Here is a 12,106-nt window from a genome sequence, read left to right as displayed (position 1 = left end):
GCGAATCCACGCAGGGCGTGGCGTGGGGTAGTGCCGGCCGCTGGCCGGCAACCGGGCTTCACGCGGCCAATGTAGCTCCCCGCGCCACCAGCAGCTCGCGCAGCGCCGTGCGGTGGCAGTGCGCCTCATCTTCGCAGTAGCACCCTACGCTGATGTCGCTGTGCTGCGACAGCGCGGCCAGCAGGTCCAGCGCGTGGGCGGCATCGGGCGCCTTCATCTCGGCCTTGTAGTGGCGGAAGAACGCATTCCAGTCGGCTGCGCTTTGCGCCGAGTGCGCCTGCTTCACCAGCTCGGCGCTGGGTGACAGGGTCGGAAACCAGACGTCGTACCAGTCCTGGCGGGCGAACTCGCTGCGCGGCACGCCACGCGGCGGTCGCCGCACCGTGCCGATGCGCAGGCCCTCGCCGGGTACGCGCGGCGTACCGAGTCGAACAACGCGCAGTGCCATGGCACACCTCGATGAAAAGGGGACGGGGGGGATCAAGTCGCAACCGCCCCAACGCGGATCGGAGAGTGATGACGGAGGGGCGGTTACGACTTGATCCCCTCCGTCCCCATTTTCGATTCAGCCCTCGAAGGGCGGCAGCTTCTGCTTCACCGCCAGGTTCTTCAGGGTGACGTACTTCGGCAGGCCGTCGGGGCCGTAGGGCAGTGGTGCTTCGCCCTTGATCAGCGGTGACAGGTAGGCGCGTGCCTTGGCGGTGATGCCGAAGCCGTCGCGGCGGATGAAGCCGGCCGGCATCTTCTTCTCGTGGTTGGCGATCTTCGACAGCGGCGCCGCTTCAATCTTCCAGCGGTACGGCGCGTCGCTGCTGCGCACGATCACCGGCATCACGCCGTTCTGGCCCTTCAGCGCCAACTGCACCGCAGCCTTGCCCACCGCCTGCGCCTGCTCCCAGTCGGTCTTGCTGGCCAGGTGCCGGGCCGAGCGCTGCAGGTAGTCCGGCAGGGCCCAGTGCACCTTCAGGCCCAGCTGGTCCTTGACCCGTCCGGCCAGGTGCGCGGCCACGCCGCCCAGCTGCGAATGCCCGAACGAATCCTTGCCGCCACCGGCATCGGCGACGAAGCGGCCATCGGCAGTGGCGATGCCCTCCGAGGCCACCACCACGCAGTAGCCGACGCGCTCGACCACCGCCTTCACCTTGGCCAGGAACAGCGCCTCGTCATAGGCGCGTTCGGGCAGCAGGATGATGTGCGGGGCTTCGTCATCGCCGTTGCCGGCCAGGCCCGCCGCCGCCGCCAGCCAACCGGCGTGGCGACCCATCGCTTCGTAGATGAAGACGCGGGTGGAGGTCTCGGCCATCGCCGCCACGTCCAGCGCGGCCTCGCGCACCGAGACCGCGGTGTACTTGGCGGCCGAGCCGAAGCCGGGGCAGGTGTCGGTAACCGCCAGATCGTTGTCGATGGTCTTGGGCACGCCGATGCAGGTCAGGTCGTAGCCCGACGCCTTGGCCAGCTGCGAGACCTTCAGCGCGGTATCGGCCGAGTCGTTGCCGCCGTTGTAGAGGAACCAGCGCACGTCGTGCGCGCGCAGCACCTCCAGCAGGCGGTCGTAACGTGCACGGTCAGCGTCCAGTGATTTCAGCTTGACCCGGCACGAACCGAACGCGCCGCCCGGGGTGTGGGCCAGCGCGCGGATGGCGGCGGCGCTCTCCTTGCTGGTGTCGATCAGCTCTTCGCGCAGGGCGCCGAGGATGCCGTTGCGGGCGGCCAGGACCTTGATGCCCTTGGCCCGGGCCTGCTCGATCACCGCAGCTGCGGTGGCGTTGATGACCGCGGTGACACCACCGGACTGGGCATAGAGGAGAGTACCGTTGCGCATGCTTCTACCTGCTCGGGGGAGGGGACATTGCAGGGACATTACCCGGATGCGGTAAAGTGGCGCTATTGCGGTGCAGCGATACCGGACCGTCCGGGACGCGAACCTTCTTTGTTTTCAACACGTTGGAGTCAGGTCAATGCGATTGGTTCTGTTGGGACCGCCCGGTTCGGGCAAGGGGACACAGGCGACGCGCCTGAAGGAAAAGCTGGGGATCGCCCACATTTCGACCGGTGACATGCTGCGCGCGGAAATCGCCGCCGGCACCGAGCTGGGCAAGCAGGCCAAGACGGTGATGGATGCCGGCAACCTGGTGTCGGACGACATCCTGCTGGGCATGCTGGAATCGCGCCTGACCCAGGCCGATGTCGCCAAGGGCTTCATCCTGGATGGCTACCCGCGCAATGTGGCCCAGGCCAATGCGATGGACGGCCTGCTGGCCAAGATCGGCCAGCCGCTGGACGCGGTGGTGCAGCTGGACGTGGCCACCGAGCTGCTGGTCGAGCGCATCGCCGGTCGTGCCAAGGAGCAGGGGCGTGCCGATGACACGCCGGAAGCGGTGCGCCAGCGCCTGCAGGTCTACAACGACCAGACCGCCCCGGTGGTCGACTTCTACGCCGGCCGTGGCACCCTGGCCCGCGTCGACGGCGTCGGTGAGCTGGACGAGATCGAAGCGCGCATCCTGGCGGCGATCAAGGCTTGATCCGGCGCGGCCGGGACACTGTTCCGGCCCCCGGCACAAAAAAACACAGGCCTGGTCCGCGAGGATCAGGCCTGTGTCGTTTGATAGGCGCCAGCAGAGGGCTTGCTCAGGGCCCCGCAGCATGAGCTCCCTTGGGGATGGCCTCTTGGGGAGTAGGACCGGTTCGGGTACTGCGGCTGGCAGTTCGAATTGTGTCCGGGTTCACAGAACATCGCTATCGGGAATTCCCTGACAGATGATTGGAGTTTTCTCACATCCTGTGTAGGACTTGTCTTACCCAAGCGCGGACATTGGCCCTATACAGCCGTCATCGGTCACAATCCTCGGTCATGAGCAGCGTACATATCCTTGCAATCGCCGGCACCTTCATGGGCGGCGTGGCCGCCCTGGCGCGGGAACTGGGCCATCCGGTCAGCGGCAGCGACCAGGCCATCTATCCGCCGATGTCCACCCAGCTGGAACAGCTGGGCATCACCCTGGACCAGGGCTATCGCGCCGACAGCGTGCCGGCCGGCACCGATGAGGTGGTGATCGGCAACGCGTTGTCGCGGGGCAACGCGGCCGTGGAGGCCGTGCTTGACGCTGGCCAGCGCTACATTTCCGGCGCGCAATGGCTGTCCGAACGGGTGCTGCCGGGGCGTGACACCCTGGCCGTGGCCGGTACCCATGGCAAGACCACCACCACCACCATCCTCACCTGGCTGCTGGAAAGCGCCGGGCGTTCGCCGGGCTTCCTGATCGGCGGCGTGGCCGAGGATTTCGGCGTCTCCGCCCGGCTCGGCCAGGGCCGCGAGTTCGTGGTCGAGGCCGACGAGTACGACACCGCATTCTTCGACAAGCGCAGCAAGTTCGTGCACTACCGGCCGCTGGTGGCCATCCTCAACAACCTTGAATACGACCACGCCGACATCTTCCCGGACGTGGCGGCGATCCAGCGCCAGTTCCACCACCTGGTGCGTACGGTGCCGGCGCGTGGCCGCCTGATCGTCAACGGCGAAGACAAGTACCTGGCCGAAGTGCTGGCGATGGGCTGCTGGACCCCGGTCGAGCGCTTCGGATTCGATCCGTCGCTGGAGTGGCATGCCGAGCTGCTGGCTGCCGATGGCAGCGCGTTCCGCGTGCATCATCGAGGCCAGGCGCTGGGTGATGTGCAGTGGTCGCTGCTGGGCCGGCACAATGTGCTCAACGGCCTGGCCGCGCTGGCGGCCGCGCATGCGGTAGGCGTGGCGCCTGCTGATGTGATCCCGGCGCTGGCGCGGTTCCGCAGCGTCAAGCGCCGCATGGAAGTGATCGGCAGCGTTGATGGCATCACCGTCTACGACGACTTCGCCCATCACCCGACGGCGATCGCCACCACGCTGGAAGGCCTGCGTGCCAAGGTCGGCGATGCACGCATCGTGGTCGCGATGGAGCCGCGCAGCAACTCGATGCGGCTGGGTGCACATGCACAGGCGCTGGCGCCGTCGCTGGCACTGGCCGATGAAGTGGTGTTCCTGCACCGCCCGGAGCTGGCCTGGGACGCTGCCGCGGTGATCGCCGCGGTACGCGGCCAAGCGCACGCGGTACCCGATACCGATGCACTGCTGGCACAGCTGCAGTCCCATGCACGCAGTGGTGACCATGTGGTGTTCATGTCCAACGGTGGCTTCGACGGCGCACCGCGCCGCTTCCTCGCCGCCCTGCAGGCCCGATGAGCGCCGACGGTTCGCTGCCGCTGTTCCCGCTGCACAGCACGCTGGTGCCGGGTGCAGCGGTGGGCCTGCGCGTGTTCGAGCGACGCTATCTGGATCTGGTCCGCGACAGCGGCCGCAGTGGCGAGGGCTTTGGCGTCTGCCTGATTCTCGACGGCCAGGAAGTGGGCGCACCGGCGACGCCGGCGGCGTATGGCGTGCAGGTCCGCATCGAAGATTTCGATGTCGGCGCCGATGGCGTGCTGCAGCTGCGCCTGCGTGGCACCCGCCGCTTCCATGTCGAGCGCACGCGGGTCCGTGACAACGGCCTGGTGGTGGCCGACGTGAGTTGGTGCGAGGAAGATCCCGACGACGAACTGCGGCCACAGCATGCGCTGCTGGCCACGGTGCTGGGGCACATCATCGAACAGGCGGGCGAGGCGTATGCGCCGGCGAATCCGGCACTGCTGGATCAGGCGAGCTGGGTCGGTTGGCGCCTGGCCGAACTGCTGCCGCTGAGCGAGCAGCAGCGCCTGCAGCTGCTGCAGATGGACGACCCGCATCAGCGCCTGCAGCAGTTGCTGGGCTGGATGCCGTAGCCGGCAAAGGCCAACCAAGGTTGGCCACTACCAGAGCGCGGCGTAGCCGGTAGATGCCAACCTTGGTTGGCAGCCTTTACCCGAAGCGCCAACCACGGTTGGCGACTACCAGAGCAGCACCGCCTCCGTCAGCGCGCGGTGGTCTTCAACCGCAGTACCGGCAACCCGGTCTCGCCGTGCACGTCCTCGCGCTGCGGCAGGCCATGTACGGCCTCCTTCACCGCGTTCATGGCCGGGTCGACGCCGCGCAGCGGGTGCCACATGCCGATCCATTCGAAGTGGCGCTCGTAGCGCAGGGTCTGTGCGCTGCCCAGCCATAGTGGCGTATCGCCGGGCTGCAGCTGGGCCGGGGCCGGCCACAGGCGCAGTACGTAGCGCTCATCCGGCTGCGCACCCTGGCGCACCATCAGCAGCGCTTCCACCCGCGTTTCCAGCGTGGCCGGCAACACCGGCAGTTGGTCGGCGCCGGTGTTCTTGTCCAGCATCAGCAGGGCTTCCTGCCAGCCGGCCTGTTCCTGCCGCTTCCAGCCGCGGGCTTCCAGCTGCGCCTGCAGCGGCGCCAGCGGGCCGGCCACCTGCACGTCCAGCGGCCAGCGCTGGTCATCGTCGAACTCGTTGCGGCGCGCCGGCAGCGTCGACCAGTCGTGCTGCCACCAGGCCTGCATGTCCATCGCCTGCGGCGCCGGCAGGGTCGGTTCAAAGCGCTCCAGCTTCACCGGGATGTGGCGCGGCGCGTACCACATCGCCGCCAGGGCGAAGACGCCGTAGAACAGCCACGCCACCGGCTTCACCCAGAACGAGCGGTTGAAGCGCCGACGGTAGGCGATGCCCAGCACCAGCAGCCAGAACGTGCCGAACAGCATGCCGCCGATCACATCGCTCAGCCAGTGCGCGCCCAGGTACAGCCGCGAGAAGCCGATCAGGCTGACCACGATGCCCGACACCAGGTACGGCCAGACGCGGGTGCGGCCGGGCATCTCGCGCGCGATCAGCACCGCGAAGAAGCCGAAGGTGATGGTGGCCATGGTCACCGACACCGACGGGAAGCCGAAGCCGCTGCTGGCATCGACCGGACGCACCACATCCACGGTGGCGCCGAGCAGCATGGTCAGCGCCAGGCCGAAGGCCAGTGCGGCCAGCCAGTGCGCGGCGGCCATCCAGCGTCGGCGCCAGATCAGGTAGCCCATCGCCGCCGCGGTGGCCGGCAGCAGTACCTGCCAGGCGCCCAGCGACGCCAGCGCCGCCATCGGGTAGTCGGCCAGCGGGTTGCGCAGCGCCAGCATGGCCTGGTGCACCAGCAGGTCGATCGCCAGCGGTTCGCCATGCGCGACCACCACGGTCAGCAGCGCGAACCAGCCCCAGCCCAGCACCAGCAGCATCAGCGCCAGCATCGCCAGCGGCACCGATTCACGGCGTTTCGGGTCGAGCACGCCGACGGTGTAGCGGCCCAGCGTCGGGTGGCGGTTGGACCAGTCCAGCAGGCGCGCCAGCCAGTTGTCCATGCGTGCGGCCGACCAGCGGTAGCCGTACAGCACGATGGCCCAGACCAGGCCGAGGATCACCATCAGCAGGCCGACCACCACCACCAGGCGTCCGGCCACGGCGGCCACCGCGTCATAGGCTTCGCCCAGAACCCAGCCGGGGGCCAGGAACAGCACCGCCCAGGAAATGCTGGCGATGCCGCTGGCCTGCATGTAGCGGCTGGCCGGCATCTTCATCATGCCGGCAATGGCCGGCACGAACGGGCGGATCGCACCGACGTAGCGTGCGATCAGGATGCTCTTGAACGCATTGCGGCGGAACAGGTTCTCGCCGCGATCGAGCAGCTGCGGATAGCGGCTGAACGGCCAGATGCCGCGCAGGCGGTCACCCCAGCGACGGCCGATCCAGTAGCTGATGCCATCACCGGCGAACGCGCCCAACGCTGCCGCCGCCACCGCGTACGGCCCGGAGATCTGGCCCAGGCCGATGAACACGCCCACCGCGAACAGCAGCGGCAGGGCCGGCACGATGGCGCCGAGAATGATGACCGCATCGCAGAAGGCGATGAGGAAGATAACGGCACCCGCCAGCACGGGGTGAGCGGCAATCCACGCGAGGGTGGCGTCGATCCATGAAGAGTCCATTGCTCGATTATAGGGGCGTGAAGGTGACTGGTTCCCAGCCGCTTCGTGACCGTTTGCAACCGGCGCCATCGCCTAGAATGGGCCCATGCCGCATACGCCAGACGCTCCACCGCATGCCTTGAAGGCCGACAGCTTCGGTCGCATCCTCCTTGTGAAAGGCCCCGATGGCCCGTTCGTGCGCCGCGATCTGGGCGCCACGCCGCTGTGGCTGCGGCTGCCTGCGTGGTGGCTGGCACGCCGCGAAGCACGCGCGCTGCAGCACATCCATGGCATGCCTGACGTACCGCAGCTGCTGGCCTGGGATGGCCGCCACCTCGACCGCAGCTTCATGGCGGGCGATGCGATGTACCAGCGTCCACCCCGCGGCGACGTGGCCTGGTTCCATTCGGCGCGACGGCTGCTGCAGCACCTGCATCGGCGTGGCGTGGCCCACAACGATCTGGCCAAGGAAGCCAACTGGCTGGTCACCGAGGATGGCCGTCCGGCGCTGATCGACTTCCAGCTGGCGGTGATCGGCGATCCGCGTTCGCGCTGGATGCGCCTGCTGGCCCGCGAGGACCTGCGCCACCTGCTCAAGCACAAGCGCATGTATTGCCGCGAGTCGCTCACTCCGGTGGAGAAGCGCGTGCTCAAGCGCACTTCGTGGGTGCGCGAGCTGTGGTTCGCCACCGGCAAGCCGGTCTACCGCTTCGTCACCCGGCGCATCCTGCACTGGGAAGACAACGAGGGGCAGGGGCCGAAGCCGTGAGGGCATCGCAGGTGGTGACCGCCGCGCCGAGTGCGGGCAGCGTGCTGCGCGCGCAGATGGCCGGTGCCCACTTTGTACATGCCTGCCAGGCCAGCACACATCGCGGGGATCGAACCGCGTTGCAGGCCTACCGTGACATGGCGGCGAGCATTCCCGGCTGGTTCGACGGGCTGATGGCGCTGCGCAACCGCGGCATGCGCATGCTCGGCATGAAGGACCTGGGTTCGCTGCGCGCAGTGCAGGACATCGAGCAGCCGCGTCCGGGGCAGCGGCTCGGCATCTTCACGCTGCAGGCGCTGGATGCCGACGCCATCGTGCTGGAAGACAACGACCGCCACCTGCGCGTGCAGCTGGCCCTGCAGTGGCAGGGCGATGTGCTGGAAGTGGCGACGGTGGTGCACACCCACAACGCGTTCGGGCGCCTGTACATGCTGCCGGTAGCCCCGGTGCACCGGCTGATCGTGCCGCACCTGCTGCAGAAGCAGGTACGCGCGTATGGGTAGGTCCACGCAATGCGTGGATGCGCCGAGGCCGTTGTAGAGTCGAGCTCGCTCGACTGAAACGCCAGAATCAGTCGAGCAAGCTCGACTCTACGAAGGTAAGTGCCGGTGACCTTACGGCGCCGCCGGCACCACCTGCTGGCCAATGAAGTTGCGCTTGGCGTCGAAGTCGTAGGCCATCTGCAGCTGGCCCACATCCGGGCAGGCGTGGCAGTCGCGCAGCGGCGTGCGGTACAGCAGGCGGATGCCGCCGTTCTCCAGCGGCGTTGCTCCCGCCGACTGCGCGGGTGCGAACGGCGTCGCCTGCGGGTTGGCCTTCAGCAGTTCCTGCACCGTCGGGTCCGCGCGCAGGGTGTCATCCAGCTGCACGGCATCCACATCGATGCGCTTGCCACTGGCGTCGACCAGGCGGGTGCCTTCGTTGGTGTTGGCGCGGAACGGGTACTCCACCGTGGCCACGCCCAGCCCGTCACTCTCGTGCCAGGCGGTCACGTAGGCCAGTTCGCCGCCGGTGGACAACTGTTCGGCGGCGGTGATCGCATCGGCGCTGGCGCCACCGGCGTGCATCGCATCGCGCAGGCAGTCACGCGTGGCCGCATTCTCGCCCTGGCGGCAGGCGTTCAGGTCGCCATCCCAGACCACGGCCTCACTCCAGCGCATCCTGCCATCCGCAGCGGCCTTGGCCGCGCTGGGCGCGTCACCGGCGGACGGCTCCTTTCCGGGTTCCGGCGAACGGCCCTGGCAGGCGGTCAGCAGGGCGAGCCCCAAGGCAGGCAGCAGCAGGCGGGAACGGCGCATGGCGTGGACCTCGTGCGTTGTCTGGAGGCCCGAGTATCGTCAAGGCCGGGTGAACTCCGCGTCGGCGCGGCATACTAGCGGCTCATTGCATACGCTGGAGTGTGGAACGTGGGCAGTCTGCAGGGCAAAACGCTTTTCATCACCGGTGGCTCGCGCGGCATCGGCCTGGCCATCGCGTTGCGCGCCGCGCGTGACGGCGCCAACGTGGCCATCGCCGCCAAGTCGTCGGTACCGAACCCGAAGCTGCCGGGCACCATCCACAGCGCGGCCGAGGCGGTTACGGCGGCCGGTGGCCAGGGCCTGGCCCTGAAGTGCGACATCCGCGAGGAAGAGCAGGTGCAGGCGGCCGTCGCCGCCACCGTCGACACCTTCGGCGGCATCGACATCCTGGTCAACAACGCCAGCGCAATCTGGCTGCGCGGCACGCTGGATACGCCGATGAAGCGCTTCGACCTGATGCAGCAGGTCAATTCGCGCGGCAGCTTCCTGTGCGCGCAGGCCTGCCTGCCTTACCTGCTGCAGGCGCCCAACCCGCATATCCTCACCCTGGCACCGCCGCCCAGCCTGGAGCCGAAGTGGTGGGGCCCGCACACCGGCTATACGCTGGCGAAGATGGGCATGAGCTTCGTCACGCTCGGCCTGGCCGCGGAGTTCGGCCCGCAGGGCGTGGCGGTCAATGCGCTGTGGCCGCGCACGGTAATTGCCACCGATGCGATCAACATGATTCCGGGCGTGGATGCCGCCGGCTGCCGCACGCCGCAGATCATGGCCGACGCCGCGCATGCCGTGCTGGTGCGCGAAGCGGCGGGTTTCCACGGCCGGTTCCTGATCGATGATGAGGTGCTGGCGCAGGCCGGTGTCACCGATCTGTCGGGCTATGCAGTGGATGCGTCGCGGCCGTTGCTGCCGGACCTGTTCCTGGATTGAGCGTGACCCGCTGGACGAGGCCGAGGGCTGCGACCCTCGGCCTGCTGCGCTAGAATGTGCAGCTGTAATCGTTTTCAACAAGGAAGTGAACGCATGTCACGCACTCTTTCCCTCGCGGCGCTGGCCGCGTCGCTGTCATTAATCCTGGGCGCCTGCGGTGGCAAGGCGCCGGCAACCGCGGGTGACGCTGGTCCTTCCGGCAAGCCGGACGCAAGTACCGCAAGCTCCGACGCACAGCAGCAGTTGACCGCAAAGCTCAACGCCTACATCGGCTGCTTCAACGCGCTTGATTCGAAAACACACGGCAGCATCGAGTCCTACACGCGCTGGATCAAGGACGTCGACGCCGGCCCGAGCGGGCGCGAGACGCAGGTGTACGGGCCGTTCGAGATCAGCGACTACGACATGAAGCAGTGCGACGCGCCGGTGACCGAAGCGATCGCTGCCAAGCCGGCCCTGGCCGATCTTGATGCCTCTGCTGGCCGGTATCAGCAGGCGCTGAAGGCACTGGTGCCGCTCAGCAAGGACGCGCACGACTACTACGATCGCCAGGACTACGAAGACGACCAGTTTGCCAAGGGCAAGCAGATGCATGCGCCTTTGATGGCCGCCTTCAAGGACTTCGTGGTTGCCAGCGAAACGTTCAACACCGCGCTGGAGCGCCACAACGACGCTGCCCAGCGCGAGCAGCTCAAAGCACTGGAACAGGCCGAGGGGCGCACGCGCGAGTACTACCGCCTGGCGATGATGCTGGAAGCGAAGGCGATCGTGGAGTTGATGACCGATGACGGCTTTGATCAGGCCGCGGCCCGCGAACACCTGGATGCCTTCAACCGCATTTCCGATGAAGCGCACGCCAAGGTTGCCGACCAGCAGCCGGGCAAGACGGACTGGGAAGGCTTCGAGCGTGGAGCCGAGAATTTCCGGCGCGAAGGCAAGGAGCGGCTGCAGCGTGTCAGCGAGAACAAGCCCTACACCGATTTCGAGCGGCGCATGCTTGATTCGCCCTCGATGGCGCCGCGCGGCTCTGCCAGCAAGCTGATGCAGGAATACAACACGCTCGTTTTCCAGAGCAATCGCCAGTAACCGAGGCGTTCATCGCGCCATTTTGTCGTAATCGAACAGGTCGATTGCGACGTGACCCATGGCGGGGCGCCGAAGGGCGGCGTCTTCCGGCGCTGCCGGGATGGGTGTGGGCGCGATGAATCACGATGACTGCAGTTTTTACTTGTGCAAGGAACTGATTTGAACGCATCCACACGTATGCTTCCGTTGCTTCTGCTTGGCTCGCTGGCAGGCCTGACCGGCTGCAACAAGCCGGCCGGGCTGGCCGTGGCCGACCCCGGGCTGGTAAAGGTCAATGCCTACATCGAGTGCTACAACGGCGTCGAACAGCCCGTTCACGAAGGCTTCCAGGCCTACACCGGCTGGATGAAGGATCCCGAGGCCGGCCCGACCGGCAAGGAAGCGCAACCGCGCTCGCCCGGCAAGGTGCTGTCGCACCGGGTCGAGTATTGCGGCCAGCCGATGACCGACGCACTGGCGAAGACCCCGGTACTGCCGATGGATGGCCCCGCGCGCGACTATCAGCAGGCGTTCCAGGCCCTGAATGCCCTGACCGAGCGCGCCGATGGCTACTTCACCCGCGAAGACTATCGTCGTGATGGGGGCGAAGGCATGCGCGCACAGCATGCGCCGCTGATGCAGGCCTATGCCGCCTTCTTCAAGGCCAGCGAAGCGATGGATGTGGCGCTGGAGAAGAACGAGAACGAGCGCCGCGCCGCGGAGCTGAAGCGGATCGAGGAAAGCGAGGGTCGCTCGCTGGCCTACTACCACCTGCGCATCCTCGGCGACGGCAAGCAGCTGGCCATGGCGTTCCAGGGCGACGCGCCGGACCTGGCGGTAGTGCGCAAGCAGCTGGCCGAGTATCAGGCGCTGGTGACCGAAGTGCAGAACGGCGGTGTCGGCAAGGATGACCCGATGTGGGGCCATGTGCAACGCTCGGCTGACAAGCTGGTGCGTACCGCAGGCCGCGGCGTCGAGCGCCTGGAACAGGGGAAGCCGATCAGCGCCGAAGCGCTGGCGGCCGAGCGCAAGGCCTCGGGCAGCTGGCTCACCACCGATCCTGAAGGCGCGCAGTCGACGATCCTGGACGCCTACAACGACCTGGTGACCACCAGCAATCGCATGCGTTGAGGAGGATCCACGCATGGCGT

General features: G+C 67.5%; 12 protein-coding genes. 8 read left to right on the top strand and 4 right to left on the bottom strand.

Annotated features, from left to right (window positions below):
• Positions 1–58: 58 nt before the first annotated feature.
• Both N5C18_RS17685 and N5C18_RS17680 read right to left on the bottom strand, forming a co-directional pair.
• On the bottom strand, positions 59–448 hold the full coding sequence (locus tag N5C18_RS17685) for a DUF488 family protein (protein ID WP_279945265.1): 390 nt from the start codon (positions 446–448) through the stop codon (positions 59–61).
• 117 nt (positions 449–565) lie between these two features.
• A complete protein-coding gene (locus tag N5C18_RS17680; RefSeq protein ID WP_053450713.1) occupies positions 566–1,822 on the bottom strand; it encodes a 6-phosphofructokinase in 1,257 nt (418 codons plus the stop codon).
• Between the two features lie 136 nt (positions 1,823–1,958).
• On the opposite strand from N5C18_RS17680, the gene N5C18_RS17675 reads away from it, so the two are divergent.
• The 3 genes from N5C18_RS17675 (at position 1,959) to N5C18_RS17665 (ending at position 4,791) form a co-directional block, all read left to right on the top strand.
• The gene (locus N5C18_RS17675) at positions 1,959–2,522 is read left to right on the top strand and encodes an adenylate kinase (RefSeq protein WP_008268721.1); all 564 of its coding nucleotides are present in this window, start codon (positions 1,959–1,961) and stop codon (positions 2,520–2,522) included.
• Positions 2,523–2,851: 329 nt separating this feature from the next.
• Complete coding sequence (mpl, locus tag N5C18_RS17670) at positions 2,852–4,216, top strand: UDP-N-acetylmuramate:L-alanyl-gamma-D-glutamyl-meso-diaminopimelate ligase (RefSeq protein ID WP_053450712.1); 1,365 nt, start codon at positions 2,852–2,854, stop codon at positions 4,214–4,216.
• Entirely contained in the window at positions 4,213–4,791 is a 579-nt protein-coding gene (locus tag N5C18_RS17665; protein ID WP_053450711.1) for an LON peptidase substrate-binding domain-containing protein, read from the top strand. The genes mpl and N5C18_RS17665 overlap by 4 nt, the downstream gene beginning before the upstream one ends.
• Before the next feature lie 128 nt (positions 4,792–4,919).
• Here N5C18_RS17665 and N5C18_RS17660 read toward each other — a convergent pair whose 3' ends face one another.
• Positions 4,920–6,917, bottom strand: coding sequence for a bifunctional DedA family/phosphatase PAP2 family protein (locus N5C18_RS17660; protein ID WP_053511058.1), 1,998 nt, complete (start codon positions 6,915–6,917; stop codon positions 4,920–4,922).
• Positions 6,918–7,002: 85 nt separating this feature from the next.
• Between N5C18_RS17660 and N5C18_RS17655 the strand changes: the two genes are divergently transcribed.
• Together N5C18_RS17655 and N5C18_RS17650 are read left to right on the top strand one after the other, a co-directional pair.
• Entirely contained in the window at positions 7,003–7,665 is a 663-nt protein-coding gene (locus N5C18_RS17655) for a serine/threonine-protein kinase (protein ID WP_006467385.1), read from the top strand.
• Positions 7,662–8,168: a DUF2867 domain-containing protein gene (locus N5C18_RS17650; RefSeq protein ID WP_279945263.1), complete on the top strand. Its 507-nt coding sequence runs from the start codon at positions 7,662–7,664 to the stop codon at positions 8,166–8,168. Before N5C18_RS17655 ends, N5C18_RS17650 begins: the two co-directional genes overlap by 4 nt.
• 111 nt (positions 8,169–8,279) lie before the next feature.
• On the opposite strand, the gene N5C18_RS17645 is transcribed toward N5C18_RS17650, so the two are convergent.
• A complete protein-coding gene (locus tag N5C18_RS17645; protein WP_279945262.1) occupies positions 8,280–8,963 on the bottom strand; it encodes a hypothetical protein in 684 nt (227 codons plus the stop codon).
• A gap of 108 nt (positions 8,964–9,071) precedes the next feature.
• Between N5C18_RS17645 and N5C18_RS17640 the strand changes: the two genes are divergently transcribed.
• The 3 genes from N5C18_RS17640 (at position 9,072) to N5C18_RS17630 (ending at position 12,086) form a co-directional block, all read left to right on the top strand.
• Positions 9,072–9,890 carry an NAD(P)-dependent oxidoreductase gene (locus N5C18_RS17640; protein ID WP_053450707.1) on the top strand — a complete coding sequence of 273 codons (819 nt, stop codon included), beginning with the start codon at positions 9,072–9,074 and terminating at the stop codon, positions 9,888–9,890.
• 93 nt (positions 9,891–9,983) lie between these two features.
• Positions 9,984–10,976, top strand: coding sequence for a YiiG family protein (locus N5C18_RS17635; protein WP_279945261.1), 993 nt, complete (start codon positions 9,984–9,986; stop codon positions 10,974–10,976).
• A 177-nt stretch (positions 10,977–11,153) separates the two neighbouring features.
• Positions 11,154–12,086, top strand: a complete 933-nt coding sequence (locus N5C18_RS17630) for a YiiG family protein (RefSeq protein ID WP_279945260.1) — start codon at positions 11,154–11,156, stop codon at positions 12,084–12,086.
• The last annotated feature ends 20 nt before the right edge of the window (positions 12,087–12,106 follow it).

This window comes from Stenotrophomonas sp. GD03930 (assembly GCF_029839665.1).
Taxonomy (GTDB): domain Bacteria; phylum Pseudomonadota; class Gammaproteobacteria; order Xanthomonadales; family Xanthomonadaceae; genus Stenotrophomonas; species Stenotrophomonas forensis.
Note: the sequence above shows the minus strand (reverse complement) of the source record. Positions and strands in the feature narration are given on the sequence as shown.

Excerpts from the sequence above, each read along its gene's own strand:
- N5C18_RS17685 (WP_279945265.1), bottom strand. The coding sequence starts at position 448 with ATGGCACTGCGCGTTGTTCGACTCGGTACGCCGCGCGTACCCGGCGAG.
- N5C18_RS17680 (WP_053450713.1), bottom strand. The coding sequence starts at position 1,822 with ATGCGCAACGGTACTCTCCTCTATGCCCAGTCCGGTGGTGTCACCGCG.
- N5C18_RS17675 (WP_008268721.1), top strand. The coding sequence starts at position 1,959 with ATGCGATTGGTTCTGTTGGGACCGCCCGGTTCGGGCAAGGGGACACAG.
- mpl (WP_053450712.1), top strand. The coding sequence starts at position 2,852 with ATGAGCAGCGTACATATCCTTGCAATCGCCGGCACCTTCATGGGCGGC.
- N5C18_RS17665 (WP_053450711.1), top strand. The coding sequence starts at position 4,213 with ATGAGCGCCGACGGTTCGCTGCCGCTGTTCCCGCTGCACAGCACGCTG.
- N5C18_RS17660 (WP_053511058.1), bottom strand. The coding sequence starts at position 6,917 with ATGGACTCTTCATGGATCGACGCCACCCTCGCGTGGATTGCCGCTCAC.
- N5C18_RS17655 (WP_006467385.1), top strand. The coding sequence starts at position 7,003 with ATGCCGCATACGCCAGACGCTCCACCGCATGCCTTGAAGGCCGACAGC.
- N5C18_RS17645 (WP_279945262.1), bottom strand. The coding sequence starts at position 8,963 with ATGCGCCGTTCCCGCCTGCTGCTGCCTGCCTTGGGGCTCGCCCTGCTG.
- N5C18_RS17635 (WP_279945261.1), top strand. The coding sequence starts at position 9,984 with ATGTCACGCACTCTTTCCCTCGCGGCGCTGGCCGCGTCGCTGTCATTA.
- N5C18_RS17630 (WP_279945260.1), top strand. The coding sequence starts at position 11,154 with ATGCTTCCGTTGCTTCTGCTTGGCTCGCTGGCAGGCCTGACCGGCTGC.